This is a genomic window from Bilophila sp., from assembly GCF_057864385.1.
Genome location: NZ_DBMAFI010000018.1, coordinates 1 through 20,347, shown reverse-complemented (window position 1 = coordinate 20,347; position 20,347 = coordinate 1). Strand labels below are relative to the sequence as shown.

Genomic DNA, 20,347 nt, shown 5'->3' with positions numbered 1-20,347 from the left:
GGAGTCATGGGCCGAGATCCCAAAGCGGGCCTATTCCCACACCCACCCAGAATACGTTTGGAGGCAAACCCATGATCCAGATCCGCAACTTCATCAACGGCCAGTGGCAGGAAGAAACGGGCGGCAAAACGGTTCCCCTGTACAACCCGTCCACCGGCGAAACCATCGGCTCCGTGCCCATTTCCAACATGGAAACCTGCGAAGCCGCCATCGCCACCGCCGCCGAAGCCTACAAAACGTGGCGCCTCGTCCCCATCGCCAAGCGTATGACCTATATCCACAAGATCCGCGAATGCATGATCCGCGATCTGGAAAAGCTCGCGCAGGGCATCGCGCTCGATCAGGCCAAACATATTTCCGAAGCCCGCGGCGAAGTCCAGCGCGTCATCGAAATCGTCGAAATGGCCTGCTCCATCCCCGCGCTGATTCAGGGCGAAACCCTCGATCAGATCGCCGGGAGCATCACCGGCAAGGTCACCAAACAGTCCCTCGGCGTATTCGGCGGCGTAGCCCCCTTCAACTTCCCCGCACTGGTGTTCGGCTGGTTCATCCCCTTCGCCATTGGCACGGGCAACACCTTCATCTTCAAGCCCTCCACCCAGTCGCCCTATTTCATGCAGTTCATGTGCGAGATCTTCATGGAAATCGGCCTGCCCGCCGGCGTCGTCAACGTCATCCACGGCAACCGCGACATCCCCGGCACGTGGTATGAAGATCCCCGCATCGCGGGCGTATGCCTTGTCGGGTCTACCCCGACCGCCAAAAAAATGGCCGAGGGCTGCGCCAGAGGCGCCAAGCGCTCCATGCTGCTCGGCGGCGCGAAAAACATGCTCGTGGTCATGGAAGACGCCGACATCGACGTTTTCATCGAAAACTACATCAACTCCTGCTACGGCTCCGCGGGCCAGCGCTGCCTCGCCGGGTCCATCGTGGCCATCGTGCCCGAACTGTACGACACCGTGCTCGAACGCATGATCGAGGCCGCCAAGAAGGTCAAAGTCGGCGATGCGCTTGATCCCGACGTCTACATGGGCCCCCTGATTTCCCGTTCCGCCGCCGACAAGGTGAAGGAATACGTGGACATCGCCCTGAACCACGGCCACGGCTGCGAACTCGTCCTCGACGGCCGCAACCCCGAACTGCCCGAAAAGAACAAGAACGGCTATTTCGTCGGCCCCACGATCATCAAGGATGTGACCCCCTGCAACCCGCTGTTCACGACTGAAGTGTTCGGCCCGCTGGTCGCCACGATCAAAATCGCGGATCTCGACGACGCCCTCGAACTCATCCGGCAGTCCGAATTCGGCAACGGCGCGTGCATCTTCACGCAGAGCCAGTTCTATGCCGAAAAGTTCAGCCGCGACGCCGACGTGGGCATGGTCGGCGTCAACGTGGGCATCTGCGCCCCGCATCCGTACATCCCCTTCGGCGGCATCAAGGGGTCGCTCCTTGGAACCAACAAGGCGCAGGGCAAGGACGGCATCGACTTCTTCACCCAGAACAAGGTCACCACGATCCGCACCGTCGATCCCAACGCCAAGAAGGGCGGCGAGGTAGCGAAGCCCAAGTCCGTCCGCTCCTGCGTGGCGTCCTAAACAGCTTCCCGTCCGGTTCCGGGGCACAGGCCCCGGACCCCCGCCGCTTTCCCTCAGCAAGACGGAAACATCCTCTTGGCCTTCTTGCCGGGAGAAAGCGGAACGGCCCCGCCGGAAAAGAGGCTCCCCCATCCTGCTGCGCGCCGTGGACGGCACGCGGCTCCTCCGGCAGGGCCTGAAAGGGCCCCATAAAAACGGCCCTTCGACAGCGCCTGTCGTTTCCCGCTCATCCAACCATGCGTTCCGCCGCACACGGCGCGCACGCAAGACGGCCCCGGTTTTCCTCGCACCGGGGCCGTTTCGCACCTTCCGCCCTTATTTCTCTCCCTTTCCCCAGATGATTCCCTTGACCGGGCGGAAGGCCGTATCTACACTGTTGCTCTTTCCATGCCACGCATGGACGACCGTCAAACCTTCTTCGAGGAAAGTCATGGCTCTGTCCAAACTTCAGAAAGGCCTCATTGGTCTCGGCATCGCCGTTGTCGCCGTCATCGCCGTCGGGTACGGCGGGATGCGCTATCTTGAAAACGCCGTCGTTGACGCCATCCGCACATGGGCGGCTCAAACTCCACAGGATGCCCGCGTGGAGCTTGGAGATGTTTCCTATACGCTGATGGGCAACCATCTTGTCCTCAAAAACGTCCGCATGACGTGCACTACCGAGACGAAGGATACCTTGTCCGTTGCCGTCGAAACGCTGGATGTCCGAAATCCGGGAACCACCCTGCTTTCGCTGCTGCGCGACCCCAAGAGCGAAATCAAGGAAACGGAACTTCCCGTAGCTGACGAGATCTCCCTGCAGAACGTGTCCTTCGGCCCCGAACCGAACATTACGGTACGGCTCCGCACCTTCAAGGGCGTCGCCATTGAAACAGCCGCCGTCAAGACCTTGCTGGACACCGCCGAAGGCAACGATCTGAAAATGGCCTTGGCGATCATCTACGGCCTTTCCTATGAGGAAGACGCCGCCTCCGGCGTCAAGATAACGAGCAAGGCGATGCCTTTCGCCCTCTCCACCGATTCCGCCGTCCAGAAATCCTATGCCAAAGGGCATCTGGAATCTTCCGTGACAAACGGGTTCGTATTCAGCCTGAGGGGGCAGGAGGTTCTGACGATCGGTGAAGTCCGGCTCGAAAACATGAACCTGCCGCCCCGCGATGTCATGAAGAAGCTCTACCTCATGGATCCCATCGAAACCAGCGACGATGAAGCCATCGGGATCTTCCAGAGCTTTTTCGCCGGGCCCAAGCCGCTCGTCGGCCTCCTTTCCCTGAAGGATCTCAAAACCAACAGCATCCTGCTCGATGTTTCGCTGGACAAGCTGAACATCGCGAACCCTTCGACCTCCCCCTATGCCCTTGAAGTGTCTCTGGAACACCTCAAGATGCCCGTGGCCCTCATGCCGGAACTCCAACTGCTCTCGGTCATGGGCGTGCCGGAAATAGACGCCAGCGCATCCTATGCCGTTTCCCTGCCCGACAAGGACAACCGTTTCAACAGCACCGCCTCCCTCAGCGTCGCCAAGCTCGGCACGGCCGACTTCGCCGTCAAGGGCGAATTCCCCTATGAAAAATTCTTGGATATTATCAATAAAACCAAGGATATTAACGATCCCGCCACCGAGTCCGCCATTGAGGACTTTGTTAGAAACAATATCAAGTTCAGCCATCTGGAGCTCGGATACGCTGATGAAGGTCTCCTGCCCCGCCTCGGCATCCTCGGCCAGAAGTTCATGGGCCTGGCCCCCGAACAGTGCGTGGATACGGCCAAGAGGTATGTCACGGAATACCTCATCGCCGCCGAATGGACGGACTACACGGCAAAGCTCATGGAATACCTCGACAAGCCCGGCGCCGTCCGCCTCATCTTCAATACGGAAAAGCCGCTTTCCATCGAAGCCATCGACGCCTTGCCCTATAAGGATCCCTCCATCAAGCTGGACGTGAGCACCGGGCCCAAAACGGCTCTGGAGCTGATGTCCGATCTGGAAAAGAAATAGCCGCCCGATCCGGGGCAAAACAAGGGGGGGAGGATCGGAACGCCTCTCCCCTTTTTCTATCCTGCGGAATCCGTTGACATACGGGATCGCCTGCCCGTAATCAGGTTGCCCGATCCGGGCGCTTTTGGTATAAAAACGGATTCGGGAAGCCTATCCCGGCAAACCCCGTCTACCTTTATGGAGTTTCCCCCAATGGCAAAAAAGCCAACCCTTACCCCTGAAGAAGCGCGCCAAGAGGCGCTGAAAACAGCCCTTGAAACCATCGAACGCAAATTCGGCCAAGGCGCCGTGATGAAGCTTTCCGATGACGTCCATGTCAAAGTCCCGGTGATCCCCACCGGCTCCATCGGCGTTGACCTCGCCCTCGGCATCGGCGGCATCCCCAAGGGCCGGGTCACCGAGATCTACGGCCCCGAATCATCGGGCAAGACGACCCTCACCCTGCACGTCATTGCGGAATGCCAGAAGCTCGGCGGGACGGCCGCCTTCATCGACGCCGAACACGCGCTTGACGTGGCCTATGCCAAGCGCCTCGGCGTCAAGACCGACGAACTGCTCATCTCGCAGCCCGACCACGGCGAGCAGGCCCTTGAAATCGCGGACATGCTCGTCCGCTCCGGCGCGGTGGATCTCGTGGTCATCGACTCCGTGGCCGCCCTCATCCCCCAGAGCGAACTCGAAGGCGCGATGGGCGAAACGCAGGTCGGCGGGCACGCCCGCCTGATGTCCCACGCCCTCCGCAAGCTGACCGGCACCATCCACAAGTCCCGCACCGCCGTCATCTTCATCAACCAGATCCGCATGAAGATCGGCGTCACCGGCTACGGCAGCCCGGAAACGACTACCGGCGGCAACGCGCTCAAGTTCTACTCCTCCGTGCGCCTCGACATCCGCAAAATCCAGACCCTCAAGGACAAGGAAGAAGCCTACGGCTCCCTTACCCGCGTGAAGGTGGTCAAAAACAAGATGGCCCCGCCCTTCCGCGAAGCCAAGTTCGACATCATCTGGGGCACGGGCATTTCCCGTTCCGGGGAGCTCATCGACCTCGGCGTCGATGCCGGCATCGTGGACAAGAGCGGCGCATGGTTCGCCTTCGGGGCCGAAAAGCTCGGCCAGGGCAAGGAAAAAGTCCGTGCCCTGCTCGACGAAACCCCCGAACTGCGCAACGCCATCGAAAGCCAACTTATCGAGCATCTGGGCATGAACCCGCGGCCTGTCGTGCACGCCGCCGAGGAAACCGCCCCGGACGTTGAAAACGTCCCCCTCGTCGACGACATGGACGACGAAATCTGATCCTGATCCGGTGCGGGGAGGGGCCCCCTCCCCGCCCAACCTTTCCCAAGGCGATGCCTCCGGGCATGGCCCCATCCCCCGATCCCTCCACACCCGCAGGAGCCTGTATGCTGACAGCCAATGAAATCCGCCACCGTTTTCTGGAATACTTCAAAAAACACGGGCACACCGAAGTCGCCTCCTCTTCCCTGATCCCCCGCGACGACCCGTCCCTGCTGTTCACCAACGCGGGCATGGTGCAGTTCAAGAAAATTTTCTGCGGGCAGGAAAAACGCGGCTACGTGCGCGCCACCACCTCCCAGAAGTGCCTGCGCGTCGGCGGCAAGCACAACGACCTCGACAACGTGGGCCGCACCGCACGCCACCACACCTTCTTTGAAATGCTCGGCAATTTCTCCTTCGGGGACTACTTCAAGGAGGACGCCATCCGTTTCGCGTGGACGTTCATCACCGAAGAATTGAAGCTGCCCAAGGACAGGCTCTACGTCACCGTCTACAAGGATGACGACGAAGCCTTCGAGCTCTGGCAGAAGGTGGCGGGCGTCGCGCCTGAGCGCATCTTCCGCCTCGGCGACAAGGACAACTTCTGGAGCATGGGCGACACCGGCCCCTGCGGGCCCTGTTCGGAAATCCACTTCGATCAGGGGGCGGACATGGCCTGCGGCCCGGACTGCGGCATCGGCAAGTGCGACTGCGACCGCTTCCTTGAAATCTGGAACCTCGTGTTCATGCAGTTCGAGCAGCTTGCCGACGGTTCCCGCGTCCCCCTGCCCCACCCCTCCATCGACACCGGCATGGGCCTTGAGCGCATCGCGGGCGTGTGCCAGGGCGTGCGCTCCAACTACGACACCGACCTGTTCCAGATTTTCATCAACTACATGGCCGAGCTCGCCGGCGTCCGCTACCGCGACGATGCCGACAACGACACCGCCCTGCGCGTCATCGCGGACCACAGCCGCGCCATCGCCTTCATGATCGCGGACGGCATCCTGCCCTCCAACGAAGGCCGCGGCTACGTGCTGCGCCGCCTGATCCGCCGCGCCTTCCGCTTCGGCCGCCTCATGGGGATGCAGGAGCCGTTCCTGTACAAGACCGCGCTCAAGGTCGTGGAGGTCATGGGCGAGGACTACCCCGAACTGCGCGCCCGCGCCGACTTCATGGCCCGCGTGACCCGCGAGGAGGAGGAACGCTTCTCCTCCACCCTCGACAAGGGCCTCGCCATGCTTGAAGAGGAAATGGACGCCCTCGCCGGCAAGGGCGAGAAGCTCATCCCCGGCGAAACCGCGTTCAAGCTGTACGACACCTACGGCTTCCCGCTGGACATCGTGAACGACGTGGCCGAAAAACGCGGCTTCAAGGCCGACGAAGCCGGTTTCAACGAATATATGCGCCAGCAGAAGCAGCGCGCCCGCGCCGCGTGGAAGGGGTCCGGCGAAAAGGACATCGCCTCCCGCTTCCAGAGCCTGCTTGAGGACGGCCTCAAGTCCGAATTTTTCGGCTACGCCGCCCTGACCGGGGTGGGCCGCGTCGTGGCCCTGCTCGACGGCGACGGCTTGCCCGTCGAAGCCCTGCCCGGCGGCTCGTTGGGCTATGTCGTTACCGATCGGACGCCTTTCTACGGCGCGTCCGGCGGGCAGTGCGGCGACACGGGCCTGCTCGCCGCCCCTGCCGGATCCGCCAAGGTGCTCGACACCCTGAAGCCCTCCGCCGACCTCACCGTCCACCACATCGAAGTGGACGGCGGCACCCTGCTTCCCGATCAGGAAGTGGCGCTGACCGTAACCGAATCCACACGCCTCGACGCGGCCCGCAACCACACCTGCACGCACCTGCTCCATGCGGCCCTGCGCCGCGTGCTCGGCGACCATGTGCGTCAGGCGGGTTCCCTTGTCACGCCGGATCGCCTGCGCTTCGACTTCTCGCACATCGCGCCCATGACGCCGGAAGAGCTGGCCGCCGTGGAACGCGACGTGAACGCCGCGATCATGGCCGACTACCCGCTGACCGCCAAGCTCATGGGCCAGCAGGCCGCCATCGACATGGGCGCTATGGCGCTTTTCGGTGAAAAGTACGGCGACACCGTGCGCGTGGTGACCATCGGAACCCCGGATCACACCGAGTCCGTGGAGCTTTGCGGCGGAACGCATCTGAACAGCACAGGTCAGGCGGGCAGTTTCGTCATCCTGTCCGAAAGCGGCATCGCGGCAGGCACGCGCCGCATTGAGGCCGCCACCGGCTGGAACGCCCTCAGGCACGCCCGCGCCATGAGCGAAGAGCTGCACCAGCTTGCGGCCATGCTCAAGACGCAGCCCGGCGGCCTCGCCGCCAAGCTGGAGGGCCTCCAGAAGGAAAACCGCGGGCTCCGCAAGGATCTGGAAAAGGCCGCCGCGCAGGCCGCATCCGGGCAGGGCGGGGATCTCATGTCCAAGGCCGTGGAGATCAACGGCGTAAAGGTGCTTGCTGCGAAACTTGAGATGAGCAATATCAAGGCCATGCGCGAGCTCATGGACGACATTCGTTCCAAGATGCCTTCCGGCGTGGCCTGCCTCGCCGCCCCCGTGGGCGAGGGCAAGGTGAGCATGATCCTGTATGTTTCCAAAGACCTGCACGGACGCTTTACCGCTCCCGCGCTGATCAGGGAGGTTGCCGCGCCCATCGCCGGTTCCGGCGGCGGACGCCCCGATCAGGCCCAGGCAGGCGGCACGAACCCTGCGGGCATTGACGAGGCGCTGGATGTCTTGAAGGCGAAGATTTGGGGGTAGCATATCGGGGAGAGGAAAGGGAGCTTTCTGGAGAAAGGGGGAGCCCCCATGTTTCCCCTTTCCCTTTCCCAAAACTGCCGGTACAGCCCGTGCCCCTTTCCCCTACAAAAACTTTTGGCCTTATCCAATCCCTGCTCACACTTTCCATGTAACAAAGCCGCTTCCTTCCCGTTTTCTGGAAGGAAGCGGCTTCTTGCCGTTCAGGGAAGCATTGCCCGCAGGCTTTCACACGGAACCGCGCCGCAACACAAACTGCTGGCACGGATACCCGCAGCGCGTGACCAGTTCGGCCTCTTTGAAGCCGAGGCGCTTGTACAGGGCCCGTGGGGCCGCGCCGAGCGGATCGTCTTCCCGGTACGTCGTTACGAAGACATCCTGATCGGCAGGGAGTGCCCCCAGCATCATGCGGACAAGGGCCGAAGCGACGCCCCGCCTCCGCGCCTCAGGATGCACGGCGAGGAAGCCGATGCCGTCACACTGCTCCGAAAGAATCAGCACGCCGAGCAGTCCGCCTGCATCCTTCGCACACAGCGCCCGCCGCTCCGCGATGGCTTTCAGCAGATTTTCCCGGTACTCGCCGAGCGACAGACCGGGGAAGGCATCGCGGACAAGCGCGGCCAGCTCCATCCAAGCGTTAATGTCCGCTTCCGACGCATACCCGACGGCACAGTCATGATTCATGGCTCCCTCCTTTGCGGCGGTACCCGCATAAACGAAGGATCTGTCATAGTACATGGTTGTTTTGTTTCAGCAATACACTGAAAATATATGCTTTTTCTCCAAATTTTCCGCTGGTGGGCTCTGTGATTGGGGGATTTTATTGGTTATTTCTTTGGAATTTCAAGAAAATAAAGCATCAACCGTTTTCTAGGACACAGCCTAAACGAAAAGCGCAAACCTAAAGGGGCTTGCGCTTTTTGAGAGTCGGACACCCGGCGAACAACCGTTACCGTTGCTTTCTTTCGAACCTGGCGGGGTTGGCGGCGCCACCGCCGCCCGACTCTCTTGAACCCTTTGTATAGAGAAAAAAATGCCGCCTGTCAAACGGAAGCCGCCCCCCGCGTGGGAATCAACCGCCTATCCGTTCAGGGCACGGGCATCCCTAAAGACGGTGGCATAGGAAATGGCTGATGCTTTATTTCCTGAAATTTCAAAGGAACAACCAATAAAAAGCCCCAAGCATGGAGCCCATCGACGGAAAGGCCGGAGAAAGGGCCTACATTTTCACCATACTGTAAGGCTTTGTTTTATAAAAGGGTTTATGAAGTAGTTTGAAATGATGATTTTTTTGGAAAATATAAACGCCAAATTACAGATTTTTATCAAAAATATAAAATTATTTCAATATGTTATTAAAACAAACCCTCTCTTGAAACATAACCTGCTGTAAATATAAACAACCGCATACTCTGACGGAGCCTTCCTAAAAAAGCCCCCCCTTGCTACGCATACCGGATCATTTCAAACAGCTTGCGGCGCTGCGTGATGGTGATGTGGTAATACTGGTTCTGCGGGATATAGGTATAGGGCACATCGCTCGGCCTCTGGAACAGGAACAGCGACAGCAGCGTGCGGTTGATGGCCTGATGCCCGACGATCATGAGCGTCCCCTCGCCGGACAGGAACAACGCCCGGCGCAAGCCGCGGGCCACGCGCTCCTTGAGCATCGCATAACTCTCACCGTTGGGATAGATATAGCCGTACTTATTGTGAGAACGCGCCTCATACTCCAGAGGCATGCTGTCGCGCACGTCGGAATAGCGCATCCCTTCGCACACCCCGGCATTGATCTCGTCAAACTCGCTCAGGGCCATGCTGATGGTGTTCGGGCGCGAACGCAGCAACGGCGAGGCCGTCTCGGCGGAACGCTGCTTCGTGGACGTAAAAATGTACGGAAGATCCACGCCTTCAAAATGCGCGGCGAGCTTTTCGGCCTGCTCGCTCCCCTTGGCGGTCAAAGACGGATCCCCTCCAAGGCGGCCCTCGCGGTTATACTCCGTCTCGCCATGCCGCACGAGGTACAGATCCTGCACCCAGCGGGAAGAAATGATGTCGCGGATAGCCGCATAATAGGGGAGGTCGTTGCTTGGGGCTTCGTCCTGAATGCAGCTGTCCACGGCGTCCACGCGTATCCAGCACCGTTCCTTGCGGACAGGCACATATACGCTCTCATAGTAGGCCAAGCGCTTGCGGAAGCTTTCCCCAGCCTCTTCCTGCGTCATGTTGGCGAATTCGGGCAGGCGGGTCTTACGCCGGATGGAGGCATCCAACAGCAACGGGTCATCATTCACGCATTCGATGAACAAGATGGGCCGATCCCGGAGCGTCGCGCTCAGATCCACACGCTGCTGCACCGTCCCATTGGTCGCGTCGATGATGGCCACGTCGCCGCCATCATCAAGCCACGCGCGGGCGCGCTCCATATTCTGGTGCGTAATCTGATCGCGCAGCCGCCGGGCGCGCGTGTTGTCGGGATTGAAAAACTCGGCGGAACCGCTCTCAAGGCCGAAAAGCGTCCGGCGCAGCTCACCGTTGTTGAAAATTGCGGTGCGGATGCCCTGCTGCTCCAGCCCAGACCGGATACGCTTCGCCAGCGTGCTCTTGCCTCTGGCGGGCAACCCCACCATTGCGACATACAGTTTCATGTCATTCCTCAGTTGCCGCACGCGGGCGGCGGATCGCCTCACTCACGGCGGGCGTTATAGGGGCCAAAAAACGCCTCCCATACTGGGAAGCCCTTAGAAAATGGCTACGACGGGGCTTCCGTCGGGAAAGCCTCTCCCCATACGGGGAAAACATCAAACAACAAAACGGAATACCTATCGAAGCAGGAAAACCTTTCCCACACACATAGGGAGAAACTCACACCTTCAGATGGACACCCTTTACCTTCACAAAAACCTCTCCCCCACACAGGGAGGAAACCGCAGCAGGCGCAGTCCGAAGCCATGCACAAGGAAAAACTCTCCCCGCACAGGGGGAAACTCCTGACGGACGCCGCCCCTTCATTAGGGCAGGACAAACCCTCCTCACACGGGGAAAGTTCCCGGCAAAACCAGAAAAGCGCACCTCTGAGGCCGCCCCATACACGGAAAGGCCATCATTTCTTAGCAATGCGCCTCGGCTTTGCTTCACCAGCCTCCACGTACAAAGGAAGGCATCGAACACATGCAGACGTTCCCCACGCGCGTGGAACAGACTAAGCACTGACGAGCAGTCGGGGAGGGGAAAGGAAATGTTCCCCCCGCGTGGAACAGACGCGCATTGAAAAGCCTGCCCCCAGCCTCCTTCGAGACGTTCCCCCGTGCGTGGGGCAGACACCAGTCCGCCGCAGCCTGCACGACCTCGCGCAAGACATTATCCCTGTGCGTGGAGCAGGTTCCGTCCGCAGAGCAGGCAATCCCCCCCGACAAGCGTGTTACCTCAGCGCGTGGAGCAAACTCCATGAAAATCATCCTACTCAGAAACCCGAAGCACGTTGCTCCAGCGCGTGGACAACCTCCCCGCACACAGGAAAACCCTTATCCGATATCTCCGAGGCTTCCGGGTTACAGCCTCCGCACACGGAGACCCCTTTTTGCGTGTCTTCCCGGCTCACCCTGCGGCGGGTGCAATCTCGTACCCGGAGCCCCCTCTCAGAGGGCCACACCAGATGCAGGCCGCTGGCAACCTCCCCACACACGCGGGAAGGCCGCTAGTGTTTGCGCCGGACGCCGATGATATTGGGCAACGGAGCGCCAAGGCTCCCAGAAGCCCAGAACTCCGGCAGGGAACGCCCCAGCCAGATCCGGCTGCGGGCTGGAGTGCGCAGGAACAGGCCAGCCAAGCTTCCGCCCTCGGTATACATCACCACCCGGACATCAATGGGCAACGCCAGCAAAAGCGCCCCAAAATCCACGCCGGTTATCGGTTCCCGGCACAGGATAAACAGGATGGCCCCCGTGCCGTCACGGGCCACAGCGGAAATGGAGTGCTTCGGGCCGCCGGGTTTCCAGAGCAGACGCCGATCCGAACTGATCATGCGGTAATTCTGCACGACCATACTGTAATGCGGGAGCAGGTTCTCCCAGTCGTCCGTGGAACGATCCAGCAAATCCGCGCCGGGCAAATCCGGGCTGTCCGGGCCAGCGACGAAAAACGCCCCGAACTTGGATACCACGCGCCCGTTATTGATTGTCCCGCCGGTACGAAGATAGCCTGTGCTCGTAACGCCATCGGGCAGATACATGCTGGCATTGGTGGCGGCTATCAATCCCTTGCGCGTGGCCCAAGCCTCAAGCGGCAGCGACTGCCCCTCAAAACTCGCCGTTTCCACAGTAAAATCGAAGTATGCGGGATCAATGCGCAAAAATACCACTTCAAACGGCTCGCCCCCGTCGAACTGCGCGGTGAACAAACCAAGCTGGAGGCCTTCCTCCAATTTTTCCCACGGCGGGAGCGCCTCAAAAGCCCAGCGCGGCGGAGGCGGGGGAGCCTGCTGCGCCACACCCGGCTGTGGCGGGACAAGCGCGTTCTTGATGGCCGTGAGCCCATCCTGCGCCTCGGAAGGCATGCCCTCAGCACAGGCAGGGACGGAGGACAACGCCAGCACGCACAAAAGGAACAACTGGCGGAACACGGCGAACGCCAGCGGCGCGAGGCACAAGTCGTAGCCGCCGTGGACTTGATCACGCCCCCGCCGTTCTCCCTCATGCCGGAACAGGCCGCGTCCGCCGCGGCATATGGCATGGCGTATGGATAAAAAAAGGTGCAGCGTCATGATAATCAGGTCTCCAATGCCCCGAATAACCAGAGTTTACGGTAATTCCAGCAAAGGCGCAACGCACCGGGGCCCTCCCAAAGCCGTGGGCGGCATGAGCGCCGCAGAACGAAAGGCGCCCCCTTCCCAACGCACGGCGGGGCGTTGCCCTTCGCGGAAATCCGGCATAGAATAAAGAACTTGGGATTATGACTGACTTTTGAAACGAGGTTTTCCATGAATATCGGCCAACTCATTGCGGAAAGGGGCAAACCTTTCTATTCCTTTGAATTTTTTCCCCCGAAAGACCCTGACCAATGGCCGGATTTCTTCAAGATGGCCGAACGGCTGGCTCCGCTGGAACCGCTGTTCACCTCCGTTACGTACGGGGCGGGCGGCTCCAGCCAAGACGCTACGCTGGAAATCGTTTCCCACCTGAAGAAAGAATTCCAGTTTGAAACGATGGCCCACCTGACCTGCGTCGGCGCGACGCAGGAGCATATCACGCAATATCTCCAACGCCTGCGCGACAACGGCGTGGATAATGTTTTGGCCCTGCGCGGCGACATCCCCAAGGGGCAGGACATCGACTGGGAAACCGCCGAATTCCGCCATGCCGCGGATCTCGTCCGCTTCGCCAAGGCGCATTATCCCGACATGGGCATCGGCGTCGCCGGATATCCGGCCCCCCATCCTGAATCGCCGAGCTTCGCCAGCGACTGGCGCTACACCGTCGCCAAAATCCGTGAAGGCGCGGACTTCGTGATCACGCAGTTGTTCTTCGACGTGCGCGAATACCTCCATTTTGTGGACAGGCTCAGCGACATGGGCGTGTCCATCCCGGTCATCCCCGGCATCCTGCCCATCCAGAGCCTCGAATCCATCCGGCGCACCCTCGCCCTGTGCGGCGCGAACATCCCCGGCAAACTCTACCTTGCCCTTGAGGAAGCCAATGCCAAGGGCGGCGCGGAAGCCGTGCGCGAAGCGGGCCTCAAGTTTGCCGTGCAGCAGATCCGTACCTTGCTGGACAATGGCGCTCCGGGCATCCACCTGTACACGCTGAACAAGGCACCCATGTGCCTCCGCATCGCGGAAGAAGTGGGCGCACTGTAATGGCCGTCGATCTCGCCACCTTTTCGCCTCAGCGCATCCTTGTCTGCCAGCTCAGGCAGATCGGGGATGTGGTGCTCGCCACGCCGTCCATCGAGCTGCTCAAACGGCGCTACCCGGACGCCGAAATCCACCTGCTGACCGAAAAAAAGTGCGCCCCGCTCCTTGAGCACAACCCGCATCTCGGCAAGGTATGGAAGCTGGACAAAAAACTTCTGTCCTCCCTGCCCCAAGAGATCGCATGGTATTGGCATGTCGCCCGCACAGGCTACGATCTCGTCGTGGATTTTCAGCAGCTTCCACGCTGCCGCTGGGTGGTGGCCTTTTCCGGCGCCCCAGTCCGCCTCTCCTATACGCCGCCGTGGTACACGCGCCTGCTGTACACGCATTCCGCCGACATGCTCGACGGCTATTCAGCCATGAGCAAGGCCAGCGTACTGCGCCCTCTCGGCATCGAATGGAACGGCGAGCGCCCGCGCGTCTATCTCACGGATGGGGAACACGCCTTCGCGTGCGCCTTGCTCGCCCAAGCGGGGTTGCAGCCGGATCAGCGCCTCATCACGCTGGACCCCACGCACCGCCAGCCCACGCGCCGCTGGCCTCTGGCGCACTACGCCGGGCTGGTCAGCCTGCTTGCGGAGCGCGACGCCTCCCTGCGTTTCCTGCCTCTCTGGGGGCCGGGCGAGGAAACCGAAATTCAGGAGCTGGCCCGCCTCTGCCCCGCCGGTTCGCTGCTCTTGCCGGATCGGATGCTGTCGCTGCGGGAAATGGCGGCCTGCATCGCGGAAGCGGATTTGCACATCGGCAACTGTTCCGCACCCCGGCACATCGCCGTGGCGGTGGACACGCCAACCCTCACCGTGCTTGGTTCGACCTCCCCGGCGTGGACTTTCCCCTCTCCCGAACACACCGACATTGCCCTGAACCTTCCCTGCCAGCACTGCAACCGCAACCACTGCCCCGATCCCCGCTGCCTCACCGGGATGCTGCCCGGCCCTGTCGCGGACAAGGCGATGGGGATGTTGAAGAAGTAAGAGAAGCGGGGAGGGGAAGGGGAGCCTTTTCCAAAAGGCTCCCCTTCCCCTCCCCGAACCCCTCCCCTTCCCCGCGAAAACTTTGACTGGTGGGGAGGCCGCGCAGCAGGAGTTCCGTTGTCTCGAAAGGCGGCTGAAAAGAATCTGTGAGGCTTATTTTTCTGAGAGTATTGCCCCTTGGGTGAGGTTGGCTTTGATTCTGCCATAAGATGTGTTTGTCCATCTCCACAGTATGGTAACAATGCGGCCTTTTTCTTTGTCTCTGGCTAAGATATGGCAGATTCCCTCCACAGCATAATCAACCTACCGAATTTTCCTCATATATTTTCGTTACCAGACCCTATGGTGGAGGCACCTTATCAAATATCCATTCAAAATGTAGGCTCTGTCATAGGATGTAGTTGTTTCATCTCCACAATAGGATGAAAACACAGCTTTTTTCTCCAGTTTTTCGCTGAAGGGCTTCATGGCTGAGGCATTTTATTTGGCTATCCCTTTGGAGCTTCAAGAAAGCGTCAACCATTTCCTATGACACAGCTATGACTAAAGACTGTGCCATAGGAAATGGTTGACGCCTTATTTCTCAAAAATTCCAAGAGAATAACCGATAACCCCCTCCAGCCATAGAGTCCATCAATGGAAAAATGAGAGAAAAAGCCTCTCTTTTCACCTTACTGTGAAGATAAAACAACCATATTCTATGACAGAGCCAAAAACAAAAGGCTCTGTCATAGTACATGGTTGTTTTGTTTCAGCAATATACTGAAAATATATGCTTTTTCTCAAATGTTTCCGCTGGTGGGCTCCGTGATTGGGGGATTTTATTGGTTATTTCTTTGGAATTTCAAGGAAATAAAGCATCAACCGTTTTCTATGACACAGCCAAAAACAAAACACTAACCGATTACTATGGCGTACCCTTCCCGTTTCCTCTGCAACGCCGCCCCGCCATTGACCGGGAACGCTGCGAACAGGGATTCGATAAAAAGAAAAGTCTTAGGAGGATGAGGGGGTGGGGTTCGGGGAGGGGGAGAAGGAAGCCCTTCTCCAGAAGGGTTCCTTCTCCCCCTCCCCGATATTCTCCACACCCCGCCTACTGCCTACCCTTCCATCAGCGGCAGGCACGCAATGGCGAGGGGGGTGAGCAAAAGGGGATAATCGGGGCACTCGACCTTGATGCCGAGCTCTTTTTCAAACAGGGGCGCGATGCCGGGGAAACAGCACGTGCCGCCGGTGAGATACACGGTATCCACGGCATGGCCGGAAATATGGGCCTTCACGATGTCGGAAATGCGCTCGAAAACCGGCTTCACGATGGGCGCGTACTGGCGGTTGTCCGCACCGCGCTTCTTGAGCTCGGCTTCCTCGTAGGGCACCGAAAGCGCGCCGGACATGGCGAGGGTCACATGATGCCCGCCTGTGGCATCGTCAACGGAGGCGATGACCTTGCCGTTGGAAATGACCGCCGTACCGGTCGTGCCGCCGCCGATGTCCACGACCGCAGCGCGATCCAGCCGGGCCAGACGCGCAAGGCAGCTCGGCTCGTCCGCCGTGCTCACAAGGCGCAGGTTGGCTGCGTCCAAAATGTTCGTCGAAAGCCGGGCATCCGTTCCGGGCGGGTAGGATGTGGACGCCTCAGTGATCTTCCGGCCAAGACGCTCCTCCGTCATGCCCACAAGCCGCTTTACGATGGTGATTGCGCCGTGGTAGTCCACGACCACGCCGTCACGCACGACGGTGGCCCACTCAAGGAACGCCGACACGGGCACCCCGTTGTCGTCCACCGCCATGACCACCACGTCGGCGGTGCCAAGGTCGACACCGACGTGAATGGGCCCTTCCACCTGAACGGGAGAGGCGTCGTTGCAAATCTTCGAGGCCACTTCCAGCCGCTTCATCACTTCATCCCATGCAATCTGCTTCATCATGCTCCAGCCGTCGTTAAATGGGAAAACAACGCCGCGCGGTCAGGCGGCGCTTCGTTTCAAAAGGAAAGACGCTCCCGAAGCTATACGGCGCGGGCAGAACCTGAGTCAAGGCGATGGCCCCGCTTCCTTTCTCATGCGGGCGCGCCCAAAAGACTTGACAGGGGACGAAAACAGCAGGAAAAACACATTAAGCGTCTCTCTGTGCCCCGAAAGGCGGCCCCATTTCGATCATCGCCGGAAGACGGCGGACGACCCGTGCCCTTCTGCTCTGAAAGGCCGGCACAAAAGGATTCCTTGATGAAAACCAAAATTCTGGCAACCATCGGCCCCGCGTCCAACAAACGTGACGTCCTTTCCAAACTGATCGCGGCTGGCGTCCGAATTTTCCGCCTTAATTTCTCCCACGGCGACAGCTCCTCCTTCGTCGACCTCATCAAGATGATCCGCGAACTGGAAATCGTCCACAAGACGCCCATCACGATCCTCCAAGACCTCTCCGGCCCCAAGATCCGTATCGGCACCTTCCCCAATGAAGGTTCCCTGAACGTGCTCAAGGGCGATCAGCTTCTGCTCGGCCTCTCCGCGCTGATGTGCAATGACGAGCTCCCGTATATCCCTTTCGATCACCCCGAAATTTTCGCCGAACTCGAACAGGGCGATCGCCTTGTACTCGCTGACGGGACCCTCCAGTTCCGAGTGGTCGAACACCGCAAAGATGGGCTCTTCAAGCTCGAAGCCAACAACAACGGCATCGTCACCTCGCGCAAGGGCCTCGCCCTGCCCGGCAAGTCCATCCCTCTGCCCGCGCTTACCGAAAAGGACAAGAAAGACCTTGTGGACGGGCTCGCCCTCGGCGTTGACGCCGTGGCGCTCTCCTTCGTGCAGTCTCCCGAAGACATCCGCGAAGCCAAGGCGATCATCCGCAGCCACAGCGACCGAGACATCCCGGTCATCGCCAAGCTCGAACGCCGCAACGCGGTGGATCGGCTCGACGCCATCCTCAAGGAAGTCGACGTCGTCATGGTGGCCCGCGGCGACCTCGGCATCGAGTGCCCGCTGCCTGAGCTCCCGGCCATGCAGAAACGCATCATCCGGGCCTGCAACCGGGCGTCCAAGCCCGTCATCGTCGCCACGCAGATGCTGCTTTCGATGGTGTCCAGCCCCTCCCCGACCCGTGCCGAAACCACGGACGTCGCCAACGCCGTCCTGGACGGCGCGGATTGCGTGATGCTTTCCGAGGAAACGGCTATGGGCAACTATCCCGTTGAAACGGTGCAGTTCATGAGCGAAATCGCTTCCAAGGCCGAAGAGCTCATGGCCGAGACCCGCCGCATCGCGGAGCCCGAAAACGACGGCACTGCCGAATTCCTCGCCTACGCCGCCTGTCTGCTGGCCCAGAAGGCCAACGCCAAGTCCATCGTGGCGCACAGCCTTTCCGGCAGCTCGGCCCGCCTGCTGTCCGCGCGCCGCCCCGTGCAGACCATCCATGCGCTGACCCCCGACGTGACCAGCCTCAAGGCCCTGAACTTCTCGTGGGGCGTGCTCCCGCATCAGGTCGGCAGCGACAACGAGGGCCATCTCGCCCGCGCCGAACGCTTCATCGCCTCGTCCTCGCTGTTCGGGATCGGTGAAGATGTGGTCATCACCGCCGGACAGCCGACCTCCTCTTCCCCACAGCCCCGCGGCACCAATCTGGTGAAAATCTACAGGAAGTAGCCCCCTGAGGGAAACGGCCCAGAATTATCACAGGGTACAGCCCAAAACGCCTGAACGGAATCCGTTCAGGCGTTTTGGCCGTTTAAGGCTGTGCCATAGCAAATGATTGGTGCTTTTCCTTGAAGTTCCAAAGGCATAACCAGCAAAATGCCTTGGCTATGGATTCCGTCGATGGGAAAACTGGATAAAAAGGCTGTATTTCCACAGCATGGTGAAAATACAGCCTTTTTATCCAACTTTTCCGCTGATGGACTCCATGATTGGGACATTTTCGAGCAACTTGACATTTGGCTCTGTCATAGTACGTGCTTGTTTCATCTCTACACACGTTGAAAATACAGCCTGTTCTCCAGTTTTCCCCTTGGCGGACTTCATGGCTGAGGCATTTTGTTGGTTATTCCCTTGGAACGTCATACAAAAAGGCATCAACCTTTTTCTATGGCACAGCCTAACATTTTACCATTTTAACGTTTAAGACGCGCTCGCTCCGGCATTGAACAGCGCAAACACACTGTGCTTGTGCCTTCGCAGCGACCGTCTGCTTCCCGCAGCCGGAAGAGCCTTTTCAACATGAAAACGCCCTATTGGTTATTCCCCTGGAATTTCAAGAAAAAAAATCACCAACCATTTCCTATGGCACAGCCTTGAAAAAGGCTTTCCCGCCCTCTGCGCCCTTTTCAGGCAACGGCTCAGGCTGGGCGGCATTACGGGAAAGGAAGGGGAAATCCTTCAGCCCCCCTTCCCAACACATTTCATTAAAAAAGGCTCTGTTAGAGTATGTGGTTGTTTCATCTCCACAGTGCGGTAAAAAAATAGAGCTTTTTTCCAGTTTTCCCCTTGGCGGGATCCGCGGTTAAGGCATTTTTCCGGTGATCCCTTTGGAACTTCAAGGAAAAAAGCATCAACCATCTTCTATAACACAGCCTTAAAAAACACGTATTTTTTCAATGCCTACAGCGTCACGCCGTGCTCAATGCACGCAAAGGCGTTGTGGGCATGGATGGACTCGTAGCTCTCGACTTCGACGCGGAACCCGCTCACATGCGGATGATCGGCAAGGCGGCTGGCTACGTTGCGCACCACGTCCTCAACAAAGGTCGGCCTCGAAAAGGCGTCTTCGGTCACAAACTTCTCATCCTCGCGCTTGAGCAGCGAATAGACGGGCGACGAGCCGGACGCCTCGGCGATCTCAATGAAATCCTCGATCCAGCAGAACCCGCGCATCCGAACCGCTATGCGCACGTCCGCCCGCTGGCTGTGCGCCCCTTCACGGCTGATGGCCTTCGAGCAGGGGCATACGGTCATTACGGGAACCGTCACTTCAAGCAGGAACGACGGCTTGCCGTCCTCAGGCAGTTCCCCGGTCAGCCTGCACTCGTAAGGCAGAATGCCGGGGCAGGCCGTCGCAGGGGCGCTCTTCTGCACAAAATACGGAAAATGGAAAACGATATGCGCACGGCGGGCGTTCAGGCGCTCCCGCACGTCCTCAAGCAGGCGCTTCATCCCCGCGTAGTCCAAATCCTCTGTCCAGTTCGCCAAAGCCTGCACAAAACGGCTCATGTGCGTACCCTTGAACGCGGCGGGCAAGTCCACGCTGACGTCCACATTGGCGACCGTATGCTGCGTCCCCTGCGCGCGATCCCGCACCAGCAAAGGCAGCTTCAACCCCTTGACCCCTACCCGGTCGATGGGCAACGCCACCGGAGCCGGACTGTTCTGTACGTCTTCCATTCTTTTCCTTTGGCTGTGTTATAGAAAATGGTTGATGCTTTTTTCCTTGAAGTTCCACAGGGATAACCGGCAAAATGCCTTGGCCGTGAATCACGCCAAGGGGAAAACCGGAGAAAAAGGCCGTATTTTCACCGCACTGTGGCAATGAAACAACCACAAACCATAACAGAGCCTTTCCTTTATCGGGGGTACGGGCTTCCGAATGCTCCTTCCCCCAAAAAACTACCGTTGCGGCATATGGATCCCCAACCATCCAAAGGCCGGCACGTTCCCTTTATTTTGACCAAAGAGCCAAAACCTTCCCGCCGGCAGGGGAATACCCCCCTACCCCGCGCGCCCCACATCCGCCCCCAAAGGCCCAACATCCAACGGGACTCCCGACGCGCAGCCTCCCCACCAACGGAAAGTCTTCGGAGGGAGGGGATGGGGGTTCGGGGGAAG

At 59.5% G+C, this 20,347-nt stretch carries 13 protein-coding genes and 1 other RNA gene; 8 read left to right on the top strand and 6 right to left on the bottom strand.

What is annotated here, in order from left to right:
* The first annotated feature begins 71 nt into the window (after positions 1–71).
* From ACZM8Y_RS07760 to alaS, 4 genes are all read left to right on the top strand, one after another.
* Positions 72–1,595, top strand: a complete 1,524-nt coding sequence (locus ACZM8Y_RS07760) for an aldehyde dehydrogenase family protein (RefSeq protein WP_302551391.1) — start codon at positions 72–74, stop codon at positions 1,593–1,595.
* Positions 1,596–2,025: 430 nt separating this feature from the next.
* Entirely contained in the window at positions 2,026–3,594 is a 1,569-nt protein-coding gene (locus ACZM8Y_RS07755) for a hypothetical protein (protein ID WP_482330691.1), read from the top strand.
* 192 nt (positions 3,595–3,786) lie between these two features.
* A complete protein-coding gene (gene recA, locus ACZM8Y_RS07750) occupies positions 3,787–4,887 on the top strand; it encodes a recombinase RecA (protein ID WP_308771475.1) in 1,101 nt (366 codons plus the stop codon).
* A 107-nt stretch (positions 4,888–4,994) separates the two neighbouring features.
* Positions 4,995–7,649 carry an alanine--tRNA ligase gene (alaS, locus tag ACZM8Y_RS07745; RefSeq protein ID WP_482330692.1) on the top strand — a complete coding sequence of 885 codons (2,655 nt, stop codon included), beginning with the start codon at positions 4,995–4,997 and terminating at the stop codon, positions 7,647–7,649.
* 225 nt (positions 7,650–7,874) lie between these two features.
* Here the strand turns inward: alaS and ACZM8Y_RS07740 are convergent, their stop codons facing one another.
* The 4 genes from ACZM8Y_RS07740 to ACZM8Y_RS07725 form a co-directional block, all read right to left on the bottom strand.
* Positions 7,875–8,330: a GNAT family N-acetyltransferase gene (locus ACZM8Y_RS07740; protein WP_308771592.1), complete on the bottom strand. Its 456-nt coding sequence runs from the start codon at positions 8,328–8,330 to the stop codon at positions 7,875–7,877.
* Between the two features lie 234 nt (positions 8,331–8,564).
* An RNA gene (ffs, locus tag ACZM8Y_RS07735) (signal recognition particle sRNA small type) lies at positions 8,565–8,655 on the bottom strand.
* 436 nt (positions 8,656–9,091) lie between these two features.
* Positions 9,092–10,294, bottom strand: a complete 1,203-nt coding sequence (locus ACZM8Y_RS07730) for a bifunctional nucleoside/nucleotide kinase/histidine phosphatase family protein (RefSeq protein WP_302551396.1) — start codon at positions 10,292–10,294, stop codon at positions 9,092–9,094.
* 1,049 nt (positions 10,295–11,343) lie between these two features.
* Complete coding sequence (locus ACZM8Y_RS07725) at positions 11,344–12,408, bottom strand: phosphodiester glycosidase family protein (RefSeq protein ID WP_482330693.1); 1,065 nt, start codon at positions 12,406–12,408, stop codon at positions 11,344–11,346.
* A gap of 216 nt (positions 12,409–12,624) precedes the next feature.
* On the opposite strand from ACZM8Y_RS07725, the gene metF reads away from it, so the two are divergent.
* A complete protein-coding gene (metF, locus tag ACZM8Y_RS07720; protein WP_302551398.1) occupies positions 12,625–13,500 on the top strand; it encodes a methylenetetrahydrofolate reductase [NAD(P)H] in 876 nt (291 codons plus the stop codon).
* Positions 13,500–14,531: a glycosyltransferase family 9 protein gene (locus ACZM8Y_RS07715; RefSeq protein ID WP_482330694.1), complete on the top strand. Its 1,032-nt coding sequence runs from the start codon at positions 13,500–13,502 to the stop codon at positions 14,529–14,531. Before metF ends, ACZM8Y_RS07715 begins: the two co-directional genes overlap by 1 nt.
* A 1,100-nt stretch (positions 14,532–15,631) precedes the next feature.
* Here the strand turns inward: ACZM8Y_RS07715 and eutJ are convergent.
* On the bottom strand, positions 15,632–16,459 hold the full coding sequence (gene eutJ / locus ACZM8Y_RS07710) for an ethanolamine utilization protein EutJ (protein WP_308771956.1): 828 nt from the start codon (positions 16,457–16,459) through the stop codon (positions 15,632–15,634).
* Between the two features lie 297 nt (positions 16,460–16,756).
* Here eutJ and pyk point away from each other — a divergent pair, with 297 nt between their 5' ends.
* A complete protein-coding gene (pyk, locus tag ACZM8Y_RS07705; RefSeq protein WP_482334690.1) occupies positions 16,757–18,175 on the top strand; it encodes a pyruvate kinase in 1,419 nt (472 codons plus the stop codon).
* A gap of 584 nt (positions 18,176–18,759) precedes the next feature.
* Positions 18,760–19,032, top strand: coding sequence for a hypothetical protein (locus ACZM8Y_RS07700; RefSeq protein ID WP_487480056.1), 273 nt, complete (start codon positions 18,760–18,762; stop codon positions 19,030–19,032).
* A 94-nt stretch (positions 19,033–19,126) separates the two neighbouring features.
* Here the strand turns inward: ACZM8Y_RS07700 and folE2 are convergent, their stop codons facing one another.
* Positions 19,127–19,906: a GTP cyclohydrolase FolE2 gene (gene folE2, locus ACZM8Y_RS07695; protein WP_302551403.1), complete on the bottom strand. Its 780-nt coding sequence runs from the start codon at positions 19,904–19,906 to the stop codon at positions 19,127–19,129.
* Positions 19,907–20,347: the final 441 nt, after the last annotated feature.